The 15,135-nt window shown below is 56.0% G+C and carries 19 protein-coding genes and 4 tRNA genes; 15 read left to right on the top strand and 8 right to left on the bottom strand.

Annotation, left to right across the window (positions count from 1 at the left end; genetic code table 11):
- From VI895_09045 to VI895_09035, 3 genes are all read right to left on the bottom strand, one after another.
- The coding region (locus VI895_09045; protein ID HLG19940.1) for a heavy metal translocating P-type ATPase at window positions 1–1,600 on the bottom strand (1,600 nt) is incomplete at its 3' end.
- A complete protein-coding gene (smpB, locus tag VI895_09040; GenBank protein ID HLG19939.1) occupies window positions 1,597–2,070 on the bottom strand; it encodes an SsrA-binding protein SmpB in 474 nt (157 codons plus the stop codon). The genes smpB and VI895_09045, both read right to left, overlap by 4 nt.
- Window positions 2,054–2,734 carry a DUF502 domain-containing protein gene (locus VI895_09035; protein HLG19938.1) on the bottom strand — a complete coding sequence of 227 codons (681 nt, stop codon included), beginning with the start codon at window positions 2,732–2,734 and terminating at the stop codon, window positions 2,054–2,056. The genes smpB and VI895_09035 overlap by 17 nt, the downstream gene beginning before the upstream one ends.
- A 39-nt stretch (window positions 2,735–2,773) precedes the next feature.
- Between VI895_09035 and purM the strand changes: the two genes are divergently transcribed.
- Window positions 2,774–3,802: a phosphoribosylformylglycinamidine cyclo-ligase gene (purM, locus tag VI895_09030; GenBank protein HLG19937.1), complete on the top strand. Its 1,029-nt coding sequence runs from the start codon at window positions 2,774–2,776 to the stop codon at window positions 3,800–3,802.
- 14 nt (window positions 3,803–3,816) lie between these two features.
- On the opposite strand, the gene VI895_09025 is transcribed toward purM, so the two are convergent.
- The 5 genes from VI895_09025 to VI895_09005 all read right to left on the bottom strand — a co-directional run bounded on the left by VI895_09025 (window position 3,817) and on the right by VI895_09005 (window position 8,318).
- Window positions 3,817–4,164, bottom strand: coding sequence for a type II toxin-antitoxin system PemK/MazF family toxin (locus VI895_09025; protein ID HLG19936.1), 348 nt, complete (start codon window positions 4,162–4,164; stop codon window positions 3,817–3,819).
- Between the two features lie 5 nt (window positions 4,165–4,169).
- On the bottom strand, window positions 4,170–4,418 hold the full coding sequence (locus VI895_09020; GenBank protein HLG19935.1) for a toxin-antitoxin system protein: 249 nt from the start codon (window positions 4,416–4,418) through the stop codon (window positions 4,170–4,172).
- A gap of 151 nt (window positions 4,419–4,569) precedes the next feature.
- Entirely contained in the window at window positions 4,570–4,809 is a 240-nt protein-coding gene (gene infA, locus VI895_09015; protein HLG19934.1) for a translation initiation factor IF-1, read from the bottom strand.
- Between the two features lie 320 nt (window positions 4,810–5,129).
- Window positions 5,130–6,578 carry an HD-GYP domain-containing protein gene (locus tag VI895_09010; protein HLG19933.1) on the bottom strand — a complete coding sequence of 483 codons (1,449 nt, stop codon included), beginning with the start codon at window positions 6,576–6,578 and terminating at the stop codon, window positions 5,130–5,132.
- A gap of 6 nt (window positions 6,579–6,584) precedes the next feature.
- Window positions 6,585–8,318 (bottom strand): HEAT repeat domain-containing protein, encoded by a 1,734-nt coding sequence (locus tag VI895_09005; GenBank protein HLG19932.1) that lies wholly within the window; start codon window positions 8,316–8,318, stop codon window positions 6,585–6,587.
- A 95-nt stretch (window positions 8,319–8,413) separates the two neighbouring features.
- Between VI895_09005 and VI895_09000 the strand changes: the two genes are divergently transcribed.
- The 14 genes from VI895_09000 to rplL all read left to right on the top strand — a co-directional run.
- Window positions 8,414–8,983 (top strand): SPOR domain-containing protein, encoded by a 570-nt coding sequence (locus VI895_09000; GenBank protein ID HLG19931.1) that lies wholly within the window; start codon window positions 8,414–8,416, stop codon window positions 8,981–8,983.
- 6 nt (window positions 8,984–8,989) lie between these two features.
- Window positions 8,990–9,745, top strand: coding sequence for an RNA methyltransferase (locus tag VI895_08995; protein ID HLG19930.1), 756 nt, complete (start codon window positions 8,990–8,992; stop codon window positions 9,743–9,745).
- 100 nt (window positions 9,746–9,845) lie between these two features.
- Window positions 9,846–9,920, top strand: a tRNA-Thr gene (locus VI895_08990).
- A 230-nt stretch (window positions 9,921–10,150) separates the two neighbouring features.
- A tRNA-Tyr gene (locus tag VI895_08985) sits at window positions 10,151–10,236 on the top strand.
- A 160-nt stretch (window positions 10,237–10,396) separates the two neighbouring features.
- Window positions 10,397–10,473: transfer RNA gene (locus tag VI895_08980), tRNA-Gly, on the top strand.
- A gap of 175 nt (window positions 10,474–10,648) precedes the next feature.
- Window positions 10,649–10,724, top strand: a tRNA-Thr gene (locus VI895_08975).
- Between the two features lie 57 nt (window positions 10,725–10,781).
- Window positions 10,782–11,984, top strand: coding sequence for an elongation factor Tu (gene tuf, locus VI895_08970; protein HLG19929.1), 1,203 nt, complete (start codon window positions 10,782–10,784; stop codon window positions 11,982–11,984).
- Window positions 11,985–11,995: 11 nt separating this feature from the next.
- Window positions 11,996–12,145, top strand: coding sequence for a 50S ribosomal protein L33 (rpmG, locus tag VI895_08965; GenBank protein ID HLG19928.1), 150 nt, complete (start codon window positions 11,996–11,998; stop codon window positions 12,143–12,145).
- 3 nt (window positions 12,146–12,148) lie between these two features.
- The gene (gene secE, locus VI895_08960; GenBank protein ID HLG19927.1) at window positions 12,149–12,535 is read left to right on the top strand and encodes a preprotein translocase subunit SecE; all 387 of its coding nucleotides are present in this window, start codon (window positions 12,149–12,151) and stop codon (window positions 12,533–12,535) included.
- Window positions 12,536–12,719: 184 nt separating this feature from the next.
- A complete protein-coding gene (gene nusG, locus VI895_08955) occupies window positions 12,720–13,247 on the top strand; it encodes a transcription termination/antitermination protein NusG (GenBank protein ID HLG19926.1) in 528 nt (175 codons plus the stop codon).
- 8 nt (window positions 13,248–13,255) lie between these two features.
- Window positions 13,256–13,687 carry a 50S ribosomal protein L11 gene (gene rplK / locus VI895_08950; GenBank protein ID HLG19925.1) on the top strand — a complete coding sequence of 144 codons (432 nt, stop codon included), beginning with the start codon at window positions 13,256–13,258 and terminating at the stop codon, window positions 13,685–13,687.
- Window positions 13,688–13,699: 12 nt separating this feature from the next.
- Window positions 13,700–14,416 carry a 50S ribosomal protein L1 gene (rplA, locus tag VI895_08945; GenBank protein ID HLG19924.1) on the top strand — a complete coding sequence of 239 codons (717 nt, stop codon included), beginning with the start codon at window positions 13,700–13,702 and terminating at the stop codon, window positions 14,414–14,416.
- Window positions 14,409–14,945 carry a 50S ribosomal protein L10 gene (rplJ, locus tag VI895_08940; GenBank protein ID HLG19923.1) on the top strand — a complete coding sequence of 179 codons (537 nt, stop codon included), beginning with the start codon at window positions 14,409–14,411 and terminating at the stop codon, window positions 14,943–14,945. Before rplA ends, rplJ begins: the two co-directional genes overlap by 8 nt.
- A gap of 30 nt (window positions 14,946–14,975) precedes the next feature.
- On the top strand, window positions 14,976–15,135 hold a 160-nt coding region (gene rplL, locus VI895_08935; GenBank protein ID HLG19922.1), incomplete at its 3' end, for a 50S ribosomal protein L7/L12.

Raw genomic sequence — 15,135 nt, 5'->3', positions numbered from 1 at the left:
TCCCCACGACAACCCATTTCCCATCCACAAGACCGCGGACTCCTTTTCCCGCCGTCGCCTCGAATTGGGTTACGGAAGATAGGCTCAACTTTCTCGATTTGGCTTCTTGAATAACGGCAGCCGCCAATGGGTGTTCGCTAGCCTGTTCGAGACTACCCGCCAAACGCAAAAGTTCGTCTTCGTTTACGGATTTGACGGCGAAGAGCGAGGCAAGCCTTGGCTTTCCCTCCGTTAATGTCCCCGTTTTATCGATGATCAGCGTATCGATCTGAGCCAAGCGCTCCAGCGCCACCGCTTCCTTCACCAGAACACCCGCCGTGGCTCCACGCCCCGTTCCGACCATGATCGACATCGGCGTAGCCAAGCCCAGAGCACAGGGACAAGCGATCAACAAAACCGAAACGGCGGTGACCATGGCGTAAATCCAACGCGGCTCCGGCCCGAATCCTACCCACAAAACAAACGTAAGGGTTGCCGTTCCAATGACGGCCGGGACAAAATAACCGGCTACGGCGTCGGCTAATTTCTGAATCGGGGCGCGGCTTCGCTGGGCCTCGCCGACCCATCGAACGATTTGAGCCAGAACCGTCTGCTCTCCCGTTCGTTCGGCTCGCACAATCAATGCCCCCACGGCATTCAGCGTGCCGCCGATTACCCGGTCGCCTGCGCTCTTCTCCACCGGAATCGGCTCGCCCGTGATCATGGATTCGTCGATGGACGAATGGCCTCCTTCGACGATCCCATCGATCGGAATTCTCTCGCCCGGCCGAATTCGGAGACGATCTCCGGGCCGGATCTGTTCGATCGGCACGTCGGTTTCTTCTCCTTTGAGAATGAGGCGGGCGGCGTTCGGCACGAGCGTCAGGAGAGAGCGGACGGCTCCCGAGGTGCGATAACGAGCGCGGAGCTCGAGAACCTGTCCCAAAAGAACCAGCGTGACGATGACTGCGGCCGATTCAAAATAGATCGGAACATGTCCGTGCGGATCGTGGAACGATGCGGGAAAAAAACGAGGGAAAAGGGTTGCGACGACGCTGTACACGTAGGCGACGCCGACTCCCATTGCGATCAGCGTAAACATATTGGGGCTTCGATGGCGCAGCGAAGCCCAGGCTCGCTCAAGGAAAGGTTTCGCCCCCCAGAGAACGACGGGCGTGGCGAGAGCAAACTGGGTCCAAACCGTCCAGAGCGAAGCGGATGTCATACCGCTCATGGAAAGGACGAAAAGGGGAACGGTGAGGCCAAGGCAGATCCAGAACCGAAGTGTCATGTAGTGGAGTTCGGGATCCTCCTTCGCGTCGATTTGTGGCTCCAGGGGCTCTAACGCCATCCCGCATTTGGGACACGGTCCGGGCCCCGTTTTCACGATCTCAGGGTGCATCGGACAGGTGTACATTCCCCGAGCGGGGTTGGAGGCCGTCGGACGTGCAGGAAGCGAGGTCGGGGGACGGGGTTCCAAATAGAGACGAGGATTTTTTAGAAAGGCTTCCTTGCAGTGCAAACTGCAAAAGAAATACGCTTTACCCCGATGCTCGGCCCGAGCAGCGGCACGGCTCTCGTCCACCGACATTCCGCAGACGGGATCTCGGCGCACGTTCATGGTTTTCGGCTGCGCTGGGCTCTCTCCATCGACCGTATGGATTCCTTTTCCTTGATCGCTTCTCGTTTATCGTGGAGTTTTTTCCCTTTAGCCAGGCCGATCTCGACCTTGACCCGTCCCTTTTTGAAGTACAACCGCAAGGGAACCAGCGTAAGTCGCTGTTGCTGGAGATCGGCTTCGATACGGTTGATTTCACGCCGGTGCATAAGAAGGCGGCGCGTCCGGACAGGCTCGTGGCCGAACTGATTCGCGTGCGAGTAGGGGCTGATATGAACGCCCTCCAAAAGAATCTCCCGCTTATGCACGTGGGCAAAGCCCTCTTTCAAGTTCACCGTGCCTTCACGGATCGATTTGACCTCGCTTCCTTTGAGTTCGATCCCCGCTTCGAATGATTCCAGGATAAAGAAATCGTGGCGCGCATGCCGGTTTACGGCGACGATTTTAAGACCGCTCTTATTTTCTTCGGCCATGGGTCGCGCGGGAAGGTTTGGTGTTGCCCGGCGAGACCAAGCCGCCAGACATGATGACCTTGAACGCATCTTCCACGGTCATGTCCAGATCGATCAGTTCTTTTTCGGGTACGGCCAGATAAAAACCGTTCACCGGGCTGGGAGAGGTGGGGACGAAGACATTGAGCACCTTTTCGCCCATATGGGCTTTGATTTCTTCGATAGGCACGCCGGTGACGAGGCCGATCGTGTAAATCCCTTTGCGCGGAAACTCGACCAGGACGACGCGCGCGTAGTGTTCTTTATCCATCGAAACATAGGTCTCGAGGAATTCCTTGACGACGTTGTAAACGACGCGGGCGAGGGGAATCCGTCCGACGATGCGGTCCCCCCACCGAATGAGGAGATGGCCGAAATAATTACGGCTCAAAATGCCGACGATGAGGATCACGACGAACGTAAAAACGACACCCAATCCCCGCACATGGAAACCGAAAACAAAATCGGGGTGAAACTCGACGGGAATCACCCAAAGGAATCTTCCTTGTTCGATCGCCAAGAGATTGTCGAGATAGTCGATGAAGAAAAGAAGAAACTTGAGCGTGACGACGAAAGGAACCGTGACGATCACGCCGACCAGGAGATAACGCCGCAACGCTTTCTTTATGAAACGAAGGAATTTCATGTGACGTCCAAAAGGACTGCACATAATATCTACCCTTCCATGGCGGGCAAATCACTGACGTATTCAAAAGCGGGCGTGAGCGTCTCCAGGGGAGACCGACTGGTCGATCTGATCGCCCCTTTGGCCAAACGGACGGAGCGCGCGGAGGTCATGGCTTCGGTGGGCGGCTTTGCGGCCTTGTCTCGCCTCCCCAGAAAATACCGTTCGCCCGTCCTCGTGACGTCCACGGACGGCGTCGGGACCAAGGTTCTCTTCGCCAAGGAAATGAAGAAATTCGACACCGTCGGGATCGACCTGGTGGCGATGTCCGTCAACGACATTCTCACACTGGGTGCCGAACCTCTCGTCTTTTTGGACTACTTCGCCACCGGCCATCTCAATCTTAGGATGGGCCGCGATCTGATTGCGGGGGTGGCCGCAGGTTGCCGCCAAGCGGGCTGCGCGCTCGTGGGAGGCGAGACGGCGGAAATGCCCAAAGTCTATCGCAGCGGCGATTTTGACTTGGCGGGATTTTGCGTCGGCGTCGTGGAATCCAACGGAATTATCGATGGTCAAAAGGTCCGGCCGGGGGACGCCATCGTCGGATGGCCGTCCAGCGGTGTTCATTCCAACGGTTATTCGCTGGTCCGGGCCGTATTGAAACGGAACGGATTATCTCTCCGATCTCGTCCGGCGGTGCTGAACGGAAAGACGTTAGGTGAAGAACTCTTGCGGCCGACGCGAATCTACGTGCGGGAGATTCTTTCGCTGATGAAAAAAGTGCGAATCAAAGCGATGGCGCATATCACCGGCGGCGGGATCGAAGGAAATCTTCCGCGGGTTTTTCCGCGGGGAACCAGCGCTGAAATCGACCGTTCCGCTTGGAAAGTCCCGCCGATTTTTCGATATCTTCAGGAACGGGGACGGATTACCGATCGGGAAATGTACCGAACGTTTAATATGGGGGTTGGTTTTATCTTTGTTGTCGGCCGATCTGATCTCAGCAGGGCACTTCGGCTCTCTGCTGGCGCCCGGGAGATCGGTCGCGTGATCCCCGCGCCGGGTGAAGCGCGCGTTTCCTGGAGGTAGTGGACGGGGAGTGGTTACAAACCAAGCAAGATCCGGACGCGTTCCTCAACTGCGGCGAGTTTAGGCTCTGACAGTCGCCCCCATCTCTTGCGAAGCCGGCTTTTCGTGATGGAGCGAAGCATTTCGCACATGACAAAGCTCCTTGTTTTCAGCCCGCCTTCCGGCGGTGAAACTTCCACGTGCAGAGGGATCCGGCGATCCGTTCGAGTCATCGGCACAACCACCACCAGGTCGGCAGGCCCATGATTAAAAGTATCGTCGGAGAGTATCAAGGCCGGTCGCAGTCCGGCTTGTTCGTGACCTCGAATGGGATTCAAGTCCACGACCCAAACTTCGCCACGCGCCGGCAAAACGTCGGACATGACCGTTACCAGGGATCCAGGCCATCGGCCGCGGTCGAATCCCAAACCTCGGCGTCGTTCCGTTGCTGCTTTCGGGCTTTCTTGGCCGTTCCATAAGCGGCGTTGACACGTTCGAGAAACTGTTTGCGTTTGAGATCCTCCAACGCTTGATCGAGCACCGTAACAAAGTCTTCGCCCGAGTGATGCGAGATTTCCTCTAAGGTCTTTCGAGCCGATGGACTGATCCGAACGGTTGTGGCGTGGCTTTTCGGCATTCTATACCTTCCATCGAAGTATACCGAAGTGTTCACAAAATTGTCAACAGTTACGTAAACATCTGTCGCGAATGGAAAATATAGCGAGGTTTATGCCGCCCGGGTTGAAAATGACGAAAAGCTTAAAAAGTTTTAATACAACTTTTTTTGTTTATTCCGGGCCGAGCGCTGGATCGCGGCCCCGATAAGTGATGAGGCCGTGCGTGGGGTCGTACGGCGAAACGCCGACGGTCACGCGGTCGCCCAGGATGACGCGGATATGTCTGCGGCGGAGTTTGCCGGCCAACTTCGCGTTGATGCGGATTCCCTTGGCTCCTTCAATGGCAAAATTGCCGCCCGCCAGCACTTCCACGACGGTTCCTTCAATCAAGACTAGGTCATCCCGAGCCATTGGCGGCTCTCATATCATGTGCACGCTTGTTTTAACAACACCCTAAAGATGACAAAAAACTCTGGTCGGACTTCACACGTTGCTCATCGATCGAACGACCGTCCCCGTCTTGGACGTATTCCGAAGAACTGGCAGTGCAGGCTCAATTTAAGAATGAGTTTGGGTGGCGAGCCGGGGGTCCCCATTGCGAGCACGCGAAGGATCTGGCTTTGCCAGGCATGAGCGCGGGGGTTGTCAGGGGGATGCGGGCATCCCCCTGACGATAATTAACCGAGCAATGGGGGTGCACGGCGAGACCGGAGCCCAAACTCATTCTTGAGTTAGTTAGATGTTGCCGGCTTCATGGATTCGGCGATGTCGCCGAACAGATAATGAGCGACGTTGATCCGGTATTCCTCGGGCCGCAAGATGGTGGAGATGTCCCAGCCGGCGCCCATGGCGGGATCGGCCAGGTCGATTTCAGGACCCTGTTCCAGTCGGTTGCCTTGGGAATCCACCGCGATTCGCACAAAGGGCCGGTCCAGCTTGGAGGGATCCTTGTTCTCGGCGGTGACGACGGCCAACGAGCCGTTCGTCATCCGCAATAGGGATCCGACCGGATACATGCCGACCGTGTTGATGAAGGCCTTCACCAGAATCGGGTCGAACTTCGTTCCGCCGTTGTCGACCAATATTTTCAGGGCGTACGTCGGAAGCATGGCCCGCTGATAGACGCGATTGGTGGTCATGGCGTCGTACGCATCCGCAATCGCCACGACTTTGGAGTAAAAATTCATTTCCTTCTTCACGCCGGTCTGCGGATAGCCGGTGCAATCATAGTTCCGATGGTGCTCGAACGCGGCGATCATCTTCTTAATATCGGTCTCCTGGATTTCCTTTTGGGACAGAAGTGTTTTGATCGATTTCAGGGGGTGGGTTTTCATAATCTCCCACTCGTGCGGATCGAAACGGCCCGGTTTGTTCAGAATCTCGCGCGGGATCGAGAGCTTTCCGTAATCGTGGTAGAGGCCGGCGATCCCGAGCTCGCCGATCTGCTTTTTCGAGAGTCCCAGGTTCTTTCCAAACCCGATGGAGACGATGCAGACATTGACCGAGTGATTGTACGTGTACTCATCGTAGTTCTTGATGCTGGAAAGCCCGAGGAAGGAAAACCCCTCGGAGATGCAGATGTCGACCAGGTCGTAGACGATGCGTTTTGCTTTACGTGTATCCACCGCTTTGGCTTTGGCGATCCGGAAGGAGGAATCCCGAACGAGGTCGATGGCTTTCACGTAGTTCTTCAGCGCTCGACGCTTGTGCTCCGTTTTTTGGGTGGCCTGGTCCGAGGATGTCGTCGCCTTCTCCGCCCGCTCGAGAAATTCGATATTTCCGATTTGCTGGTCCGTGAGGGCTGAGTTGAGCGCCTCGGCGCCGATCCGCGTGGGATCGTTGCCCCGGACAATAAGTCGGACAAACTGGGTCAGCTCCTGGAGGGAAGGACAGCTGACGAAACGAATGCCTCCCACGTTTTTCTGAAAAAACTCGTCCTGCAGGTATTGAAACGTGCCGAACGTGGAAATGTCGGTGCGGATCTTGGCCTCGTTCAAATAGAGGCTCATCTCCACCGATTCGAGTGTAAGCGATCCTTCGGCCGAGATCGTTTCGTTCAGCGTCTGACGAAACTGCTCGAGTGGCTGCTGGAACGCTCGATTCGCGGGGTCGTGAATCTGCGCCGTCTTGAACAGCATGAAGAGCTGATTGACCAATTTTTTGGAACGGTCGGGTGTCATCTGCTTCTACGAAGCCGCAGCCGCCGCTCCTCCCGCCAATGCCCGCAGCGCCGCTTCGCTGAAGCGTCGGACACTTTTGTTTTTCGACCGGGCGAATCGTTCGAGCACAGCCTTGGCTTTCGGCGAGGCGATCACGCTCAACGCGAATGTCGCGCACTGGTATAATTCCTCCAGCTCCGGCCGGCGAAACCAGCTCTTGGTTTCAAGAATTCCTTCCAGAAACCCTACGAATTCGTCGCCCAGAATCTTGCCGGCCGCGTAGTAGTAAGTTTTTCGCTCCTGAAGACTCTTTTCACGGAAATCTTCCCGGTTGATCGTCGAGGTCAGTTGCATCGCGACGTCCCGGTCTTTCGACGCGGCTAAAATCCGCAGGGCCAGAAGGCGGATTTCGAGATTCGAATCGTTGAGAAGATTGCCGAGCATTCGAAACGCCTTCGGGGTTTGAAAATTCCGAAGAACGGCGATGGCTTCCTTACGAATCGAGAGGTCCGGATGTTGAATCAGGGACCCCAGAAGGTCCGTTACTTTCTCGTGGCGGATTGCGGAAAGTATGTAAATCGCCGAACGGATGATGTCGGGATCCTTGGAAGAGAGCATCGGCAAGTAGATCCCGAGATCGCCGCGGTGAAGCCGGGCGATTCCGTGACAGACGATCCGGCGACGATTGGGATCGACCACTCGGACGACCGCTTTCAAAAGATAAGGAAGGGCCATCGGATCCATCATGGCTACCAGCATTTCAATATCCTCGGCGCTGCCGGTCGGTTCTTGATTGAGCGCCTGGAAGAAAAGGTCGGTCCGTTCCGTAGTCCACAAAAGCTTCAGCGTCCGCGGAAGAATGTTCGGATCCGCCTTGGCCATTTCAATGGGTCGGCGGGGGAACTGATGAACCTGCTCCATCGCCATTCGGGCGATATGAAGCCTTCCATGCATCAAATTGTTGTCCAAAATGCTGCCGAGCGCGGCCAGTGTCTTTTCGAACTCGTCGACGTCGCGTTCTTCCTGAAGGACGGCCAGCACCATGTCGACGAAATCGAGAACGAGCCGCTCGGGCCGGTCGCATTGAATGATTTCTTCACGAACTTTTTCCAGTTCATCCGGCGTGAGGACGCATCGTTCCTGGAAGAGTTGTCCGACGCTGGTCATGTTCAGCGTGACTTTAAGATCGTGATAGATGTCTTCATCGGCCTCACCGCCGGCCCCGCGGTACATGGTCATGTTGGGGTCGACGATCTCTTCCGCTTTCTCCTGCGCCGATTTGTCGTCCGATGTCGGTTCATCCGTGAAGGCGTCTGCGACGGTGTACTCAATGTGTTCAAATTCGGTTTCCCAGAAAATCGTGACCGCATCGAGTTCGGACGCTTCTTCACCTTGCGGGGCGTTGAGCGCGGCTACAAATTCATTTAGTTCCTCGAGCGTCAGACCGGGCAGAAATTTGAGAGTACGAACCCCGTCATTGAAAAGGCGAAAAGCAAAACTCTCTTCTCGGCTGTCATTTGTGTAGACGATCTCGTCACCCACCCTCATTTGAAACGGCTCGATCACGAACGCCGTCTCTCCATAATTGGAAAGGTATTTCGACATCCGCTGGAACAGATCCTGCTGGTGTTTGACGAGAATGGGATTGTTGGAGGCGTAGAGCCGCTGGGAACGAATCATTCGTTCGAGTGATGCGATAACCTGCTTTAATTGAGCCAGCCCCAGGGATTCTTCCCGGGGATCTTCCCCTCGTCGTTCCATGAATCCTTCCTACCATGATATCAAACCGACCGGCGGTGGGATACGACGAAGGAGGGTTGATAACTCCCCAAAACAGCTTAAAATTTTCCGCAATTATGACCCGCTCTCGTTTGGTCTATCTGGTTGTATTTCCGTTCGTCTCGCTCGGCCTTTGCGCTTTTTCGTATTACCTCGGCTGGAGTCGGGCGAAACAGGCGATTTCCGGCAACCCAGCGGAAACGGGACTGTCGGTTACCCCTCCACATCCGGCGCAGGAGGAGCTGACCTTCTTCAAAACGTTGAAAGAAGAACAACCCACGGCCGGCCGTGCACTGGAAGCGCAAGAGCCGACGCCGAAAGTAGCGAAGGTCGAACCGAAAATGGAATCCAAGGCGGCGCGGGCCATCGCGATATCGGACGAGGAGTCGAAGATACCCGGCGGAAAAGGAACGATGGTCGTTCAAGTCAGCGCTTTTCGCGATATCGGCAAGGCGCATGAGTTGATCGATTCCCTCAAGAACCAGGGATTCCCGGCGTTCGCGAGGAGCGGAACGAAGGGGAAACAGGAATGGCACCGGGTGTTTGTCGGTCCTTATGCGGATCGGACCAAGGCGGATGGGGCTGCGAAGGATCTTGCAGCCAAGGGGTTCGGAGAGGGATTCGTCACGCAATTTTCGGCTCAGTGAGTTTTCATGGCTTCGCTTGAAATTTTTGCGTGGGGCACGCACGTCGTGAAGTCGGCGCTGGCGTCGTCCACTGCGCGAGTTCACGAGATTTTCGTGTCGGATCCGGTTCCAGCCTCGGCCGCCGATATCCTAAAAAGAGTCGAGTCAGAGAGGATCCCGGTCCGGCGGATGAATCGCAACGCCTTGGCCGATAAACTGGGGAGTGATAAATCCCAAAATCTTGGAATTCGAGCCAGCCTCGACACCTGGGACAGCGTGTCCGATTGGCTCGAGTCCTCCGGCTTTTCGACCGACGCATTTCTCGGAATCGCGATGGACGAGATTCAGGATCCCCAGAATGTCGGATCCCTGATTCGGTCCACCCATTTTTTCGGGGGAAGCCTCGTTCTAATGGCCCGCGATCGGGCGGCGCCTTTGACGGGAAGCGTTGCCAAGGCCTCGGCGGGAACCCTCTTTTCCTTGCCGATTGTCCGGGCGGCGAATCTCGCACGCGAGCTCGACGCGTGCCGCGAAGGGGGAATCTGGTGTGTGGGGTTGGCCGCGGACGCAGAAAAGCCTCTGGAATCATTAGATTTTGCGAAATCTCCGGTGATGTTAGTGGTCGGAAGCGAAGGCTCGGGGCTCCGGAACCTAACCGCGAAGAAATGCGATGAAATGGCATCTTTACCCGGGAAAGGAGAGGCTTTGAACGCGGCGGTTGCCGGAGCTGTTGCGGTCTATGAAATTTCAAAACAACGAGCTCGCAAAAAGGCAAAAAGCTGAATTATTTTATTTGTTTCTTGCTTGACACATCTAGCAATTTGACCTACAAACGCCCGCTTCGATTCCACAAATTTAGGAGCAGGAACAGGATAGAAATCCCGCTGGCGTAGCTCAATGGTAGAGCAGCTGATTTGTAATCAGCAGGTTGCGGGTTCAAGTCCCATCGCCAGCTCCATGTGGAAACGGGATATTTGATTTTTTTGTTTGAGGCAGCCGCATTTACGGCGCGAGAGGTGAAGGCGTTTTGTCCGTATGGCGGGCCAAACTGTGCAGAAAAAGGCGCAGGATTTTTGCCGGCCAGCGAGGCCCGACCGACGAGAAAACCGGAGCATGCCTGGAAGGCCTGTGAGGATTTTCGAGGAGGGAGAACGAAGCTGGGCGGCAAAAAGACAAGCCGTGCCAAGAGGAGAGGTACCCGAGTGGTCAAAGGGAGCAGACTGTAAATCTGCCGGCTCCGGCCTTCGAAGGTTCGAATCCTTCCCTCTCCACCAAGAGAGCGAAGGTCGAATGGCGAAGAGGAGGTTTGGTAAGTAAGGCGCAGGATTTTTGGCGGCCAGCTAGGAAGGAAAAAGGCGACGTAATTTTTTCGACTGGCGAGGCCGCGCGGGTGACGAACGAAGACAGGCGCGAAAAAGACAAGCCGTTAGCCAGGCGGGGGTAGCTCAGCTGGCTAGAGCATCAGCCTTCCAAGCTGAGGGTCGCGGGTTCGAATCCCGTTCCCCGCTCCAATTTTGGGCGGTCGTGAGTGCGGAGGATTTGTTAGGAGGATTGGCGAGTAAGGCGCAGGGTTTTTTCCGGCTAGCGAGGCCGCAGACGACGAGAAACCGGAGCATACAGTAGTTCGTATGTGAGGATTTCGAGTCGGCGAGAACGAAGCTAGACGGAAAAAAGACTAGCCGTGCAGCCCATGTAGCTCAGTAGGTAGAGCACTTCCTTGGTAAGGAAGAGGTCATCGGTTCGATTCCGATCGTGGGCTCCAGTGAGCATTGAGGTGAAGGAAACAGTTTAGGTTGAAAACAACAGGAGAAGAGAACACATGTCGAAACAAAAATTTGAACGGACGAAACCACACGTTAACGTGGGCACAATCGGGCACGTCGACCACGGAAAGACGACGCTAACGGCGGCCATCACCAAGGTGCTCTCTACAAAGAAGTTGGCGACTTCCAAGTCGTACGATGAAATCGCCAAAGCCGATGCGAAAAGCTTCCGCCGGGATCCCACGAAGATTCTGACCGTCGCTTTGGCGCATGTGGAATACGAGACCGAAAAGCGCCACTACGCGCACATCGACTGCCCGGGACACGCGGATTACGTCAAGAACATGATTTCCGGAGCGGCGCAGATGGACGGCGCCATCCTGGTGGTCAGCGCGGCCGATGGTCCGATGCCCCAGACCCGCGAGCACATTCTTCTCGCGCGTCAGGTCAACGTTCCGGCGATCGTGGTGTTCATGAACAAATGCGACCTCGTGGAAGACGAGGAGCTGCTTTCTCTCGTCGAGTTGGAGGTTCGCGAGCTTCTTACGAAGTACAACTTCCCGGGCGACAAGATCCCGGTCATTCGCGGCAGCGCGACCAAAGCGATCAGCGATTCGACCGGAAAGGGCGCCGAGCCCATTTGGGAACTGATGAAAGCGTTGGACGCCCACATTCCGCAGCCGGTTCGAGACATCGACAAGCCGTTCCTTCTCCCCGTGGAAGACGTGTTCTCGATCGAAGGTCGTGGAACCGTCGTCACGGGCCGTGTGGAGCGCGGGCAGGTGAAGGTGGGCGATGAAGTGGAAATCGTCGGATTGCGACCGACCACGAAGACCGTCGTGACCGGCGTGGAGATGTTCAAGAAACTCCTCGACTCGGGTCAGGCGGGCGACAACATCGGAGCTCTGCTCCGTGGTATTAAGCGCGAAGACGTCGAGCGCGGCCAGGTGTTGGGTAAGCCGGGTTCCATCACGCCGCACAAGAAATTCAAGGCGACGACCTATATTTTGACGAAGGAAGAGGGAGGGCGGCATACGCCGTTCTTCAAAGGATACCGGCCGCAGTTTTACTTCCGAACCACGGACGTGACCGGAGTGTGCACTCTTCCCGCCAACGTGGAAATGGTCATGCCCGGAGACAACATCGCCGTGGAAGTGGAACTGATCACACCGATCGCCATGGAAAAGGAGAGCCGATTCGCCATCCGTGAAGGCGGACGAACGGTCGGCGCCGGAGTGGTGTCGGAGGTGGTCGAGTAGGGGGATGGTGGATGTACAGCATCATTCAGCTTGAGTGCACGCAATGTAAGCGTCGCAACTACTCCACGACGAAGAACAAGAAAACGAACACGGAGAAGTTGCAGCGGAAGAAATACTGCCGCTTCTGCCGAAAGCACATCGTTCACAAAGAAACGAAGTAGGGAATGGAAAGCGACCGGAAGTGGATTTATCTAAGTTACATCATTGCCACGTTGCTTTTGTCGTGGGTGCTGAACAACGTTCTCGTGATCCTGGTGGGGTACCTGCGTTTGCCCAATCCGCCCGTGATGGGAATCGCGCAGCTGCCGGTGACGGCGGTGATTTCGGTCGTGGCGGTGTCACTCTTCGCTTACGTCTACGTTCGGCAACCCAAGGTGGACACGTTCACGATCGAAGTGATGCAGGAGCTTCACAAGGTGTCGTGGCCTCCCCGAAAAGACGCGACATTGTCGACGGTGGTCGTCGTGATTTGCGTGATGCTGATGGCGGTCATCTTGGGAGTCTTCGACTGGATGTGCAATCGGTTGATCGGCTTTCTCCTTCGTATTTAGCTTTTCGCTCGAGAGGATCGAAGTGACGGAACAGGAAACAGAGAACGCGGAGCCGGTGTCTTCGGCGACGGAAGAAGAGAACACGGCGCCCGAAGCGGAAACGCCGGCGGGTGTTGAGTCCGAGGTATCGGAGAAAGCGACGCCGGCGGCCCCGACCGAGGAGCCGAAAGCGGAGCGACCTGCCGTGCAGAAATGGTACGTCGTTCACACGTATTCGGGTTTCGAAAACAAGGCCAAACAGGCTCTCGAAGAGCGGGTCGCCGCCATGGGGAAGAAGGATTTCTTCGGTGAGGTTCTCATTCCGCAGGAAGACGTCGTGGAGATGGTCAAAGGGGAAAAGAAGACCACTCGAAGGAAGTTCTTCCCGGGCTACATCCTGGTGAAAATGATTTTGAACGACGAAACCTGGCACATCGTGAAAAACACGCCGAAGGTCACCGGTTTCGTGGGAGGCGGATCCAAACCGCCGGCGGTTCCGGAAAAAGAAGTGTCGAGACTTACGGCGCAAATCACGGAGGGGACTCTCCGGCCGAAGCTTAAGACCACCTTTGAAAAAGGCGAAAGCGTTCGGGTCATCGAAGGGCCGTTCCAGAATTTCAACGGCATGGTCGACGAGGTGAAGCCCGAAAAAGGAAAACTGCGCGTGTTGGTGAGCATCTTCGGACGGTCCACGCCTGTGGAGCTCGACTACGCCCAGGTGGAAAAGAACTGAGGTCGGCGATGGCGGTAGGAAAAAAGATTCAAACTTCGGTGAAACTGCAGATTCCCGCGGGGAAGGCCAATCCGGCGCCCCCGATCGGTCCGGCGCTGGGACAACACGGGGTCAATATTATGGAATTCTGCAAACAGTTTAACGCCAAGACCCAGGCGCAAGAGGGGACGATCATTCCGGTGGTCATCACGATTTACGTCGACCGATCGTTTACGTTCATCACGAAGACTCCGCCCGCTTCCGATCTGTTGAAAAAGGCCGCGGGAATCGAAAAGGGATCGGGTGTGCCGAACAAAGAAAAGGTCGGAAAGGTCCGGCGGAAGCAGATCGAAGAGATCGCCAAGCTCAAGATGCAGGATATGACGGCGGCGACCTTGGAAACGGCCATGCGGTCGATCGAGGGGAGCGCCCGGAGCATGGGTCTAGAGGTCGTGGACTAAGGAGTTACGACAATGCCGAAACTCGGAAAACGATATTCGAACAACGCACAAAAGGTGAATCGTGCGAAGAAGTACCGCCTGGAGGACGCGGTCACCGTTTTGAAGGGAATGACCGTTCCGAAGTTCGATGAAACGATCGATTTAAGTCTTCACCTCGGCGTGGATCCCAAACATGCGGATCAAATGGTGCGGGGATCGGTATTGCTTCCCCACGGCACGGGAAGAACCGTGCGCGTCCTCGTGATCGCCAAAGGGGAGAAGGAGAAAGAGGCCAAAGATGCCGGGGCGGATTTTGTGGGAGCCGAGGATATGATCGAAAAGATCAAAGGGGGATGGCTCGATTTCGATAAGTTGATCGCCACGCCCGATATGATGGGCGCCGTCGGCAAACTCGGGAGCATCCTGGGTCCCAAAGGACTGATGCCGAACCCCAAGGTCGGAACCGTGACGTTTGAAGTGGGGAAGGCCGTGAAAGACGTCCGGAAAGGAAAGGTCGATTTCAAGGTCGACAAAGCGGGAAATGTGCACACGTTGGTCGGCAAGATGTCGTTTGCGGCGGAACAAATTCGCGAGAACGTGACTGCGTTGATGGAGTCGATCGTGAAAGCCAAACCGGCGACTTCCAAAGGCCTTTACCTTCGCAGCATTACGATTTCGCCCACCATGGGGCCGGGGATTCGATTGGATGCCGCTGCCTTCATGACCGGGGAAGGAGGTTCCCATGCCTAGTGTTCATCGCCTCGAAAAAGAACATTGGGTTCAGGATTTTTCAGGTCACCTGAAGGCGGCTCAGGCGGCGGTCTTAACTGAATACAAGGGAATCAATGTCGAAAAGCTCACCATGTTGCGGAGAGAACTTCGAAAACAAAAGATCGGTTTTCAGGTGATCAAGAACACCTTGGCCGTTCGGGCGATTTCGGGAACCTCGTTTGAAGTGTTGAAGGATGATTTTACCGGGCCGACCGCTTTGGCGTACACGGCGACCGACCCGGTGGTCATGGCGAAAGCGCTCGTTGATTTTGCCAAGGATGAAGGGAAGCTGGTGATCCGCGCCGGCGTTCTGGGTGGAAAGCGGATGACCAAGGAAGAGGTCAAGGCGTTGGCTACCGTACCGAGCCGCGAGGTTTTGCTTGCGCGGCTTTGCGGTTCATTGCAGGCGCCGTACGCAGGTGTGGTTTATGCCCTATCCGGGGTACTTCGGAAGCTGGTCTATGCCCTCGATGCGGTCCGGAGAAAAAAGGAAGAGCAGGGCTCGTAACAACTGGAGGAAGTGAACATGGGTACGAAGATGTCCAATGACGAACTGGTGCAGTTTATCGAATCGATGACTGTGCTCGAATTGAAGGACTTGGTGGAGCTTCTGGAAAAGAAGTTCGGTGTTTCGGCGGCGCCGGTAGCGGTGGCCGGCCCGGCGGCTGCGACTGCGGGCGCTGCGGCTGCGGCGGTGG

It is taken from the genome of Bdellovibrionota bacterium, assembly GCA_035292885.1.
Classification (GTDB): domain Bacteria; phylum Bdellovibrionota_G; class JALEGL01; order JALEGL01; family DATDPG01; genus DATDPG01.
The sequence above is the reverse complement of the archived record's forward strand: the minus strand, read 5'-3'. Positions and strand labels throughout refer to the sequence as shown.

What these genes read in the sequence shown, in the direction of transcription:
- smpB (HLG19939.1), bottom strand. Translation starts at nt 2,070, where the DNA reads ATGGCCGAAGAAAATAAGAGCGGTCTTAAAATCGTCGCCGTAAACCGG.
- VI895_09035 (HLG19938.1), bottom strand. Translation starts at nt 2,734, where the DNA reads ATGAAATTCCTTCGTTTCATAAAGAAAGCGTTGCGGCGTTATCTCCTG.
- purM (HLG19937.1), top strand. Translation starts at nt 2,774, where the DNA reads ATGGCGGGCAAATCACTGACGTATTCAAAAGCGGGCGTGAGCGTCTCC.
- VI895_09025 (HLG19936.1), bottom strand. Translation starts at nt 4,164, where the DNA reads ATGTCCGACGTTTTGCCGGCGCGTGGCGAAGTTTGGGTCGTGGACTTG.
- VI895_09020 (HLG19935.1), bottom strand. Translation starts at nt 4,418, where the DNA reads ATGCCGAAAAGCCACGCCACAACCGTTCGGATCAGTCCATCGGCTCGA.
- infA (HLG19934.1), bottom strand. Translation starts at nt 4,809, where the DNA reads ATGGCTCGGGATGACCTAGTCTTGATTGAAGGAACCGTCGTGGAAGTG.
- VI895_09010 (HLG19933.1), bottom strand. Translation starts at nt 6,578, where the DNA reads ATGACACCCGACCGTTCCAAAAAATTGGTCAATCAGCTCTTCATGCTG.
- VI895_09005 (HLG19932.1), bottom strand. Translation starts at nt 8,318, where the DNA reads ATGGAACGACGAGGGGAAGATCCCCGGGAAGAATCCCTGGGGCTGGCT.
- VI895_09000 (HLG19931.1), top strand. Translation starts at nt 8,414, where the DNA reads ATGACCCGCTCTCGTTTGGTCTATCTGGTTGTATTTCCGTTCGTCTCG.
- VI895_08995 (HLG19930.1), top strand. Translation starts at nt 8,990, where the DNA reads ATGGCTTCGCTTGAAATTTTTGCGTGGGGCACGCACGTCGTGAAGTCG.
- tuf (HLG19929.1), top strand. Translation starts at nt 10,782, where the DNA reads ATGTCGAAACAAAAATTTGAACGGACGAAACCACACGTTAACGTGGGC.
- rpmG (HLG19928.1), top strand. Translation starts at nt 11,996, where the DNA reads ATGTACAGCATCATTCAGCTTGAGTGCACGCAATGTAAGCGTCGCAAC.
- secE (HLG19927.1), top strand. Translation starts at nt 12,149, where the DNA reads ATGGAAAGCGACCGGAAGTGGATTTATCTAAGTTACATCATTGCCACG.
- rplK (HLG19925.1), top strand. Translation starts at nt 13,256, where the DNA reads ATGGCGGTAGGAAAAAAGATTCAAACTTCGGTGAAACTGCAGATTCCC.
- rplA (HLG19924.1), top strand. Translation starts at nt 13,700, where the DNA reads ATGCCGAAACTCGGAAAACGATATTCGAACAACGCACAAAAGGTGAAT.
- rplJ (HLG19923.1), top strand. Translation starts at nt 14,409, where the DNA reads ATGCCTAGTGTTCATCGCCTCGAAAAAGAACATTGGGTTCAGGATTTT.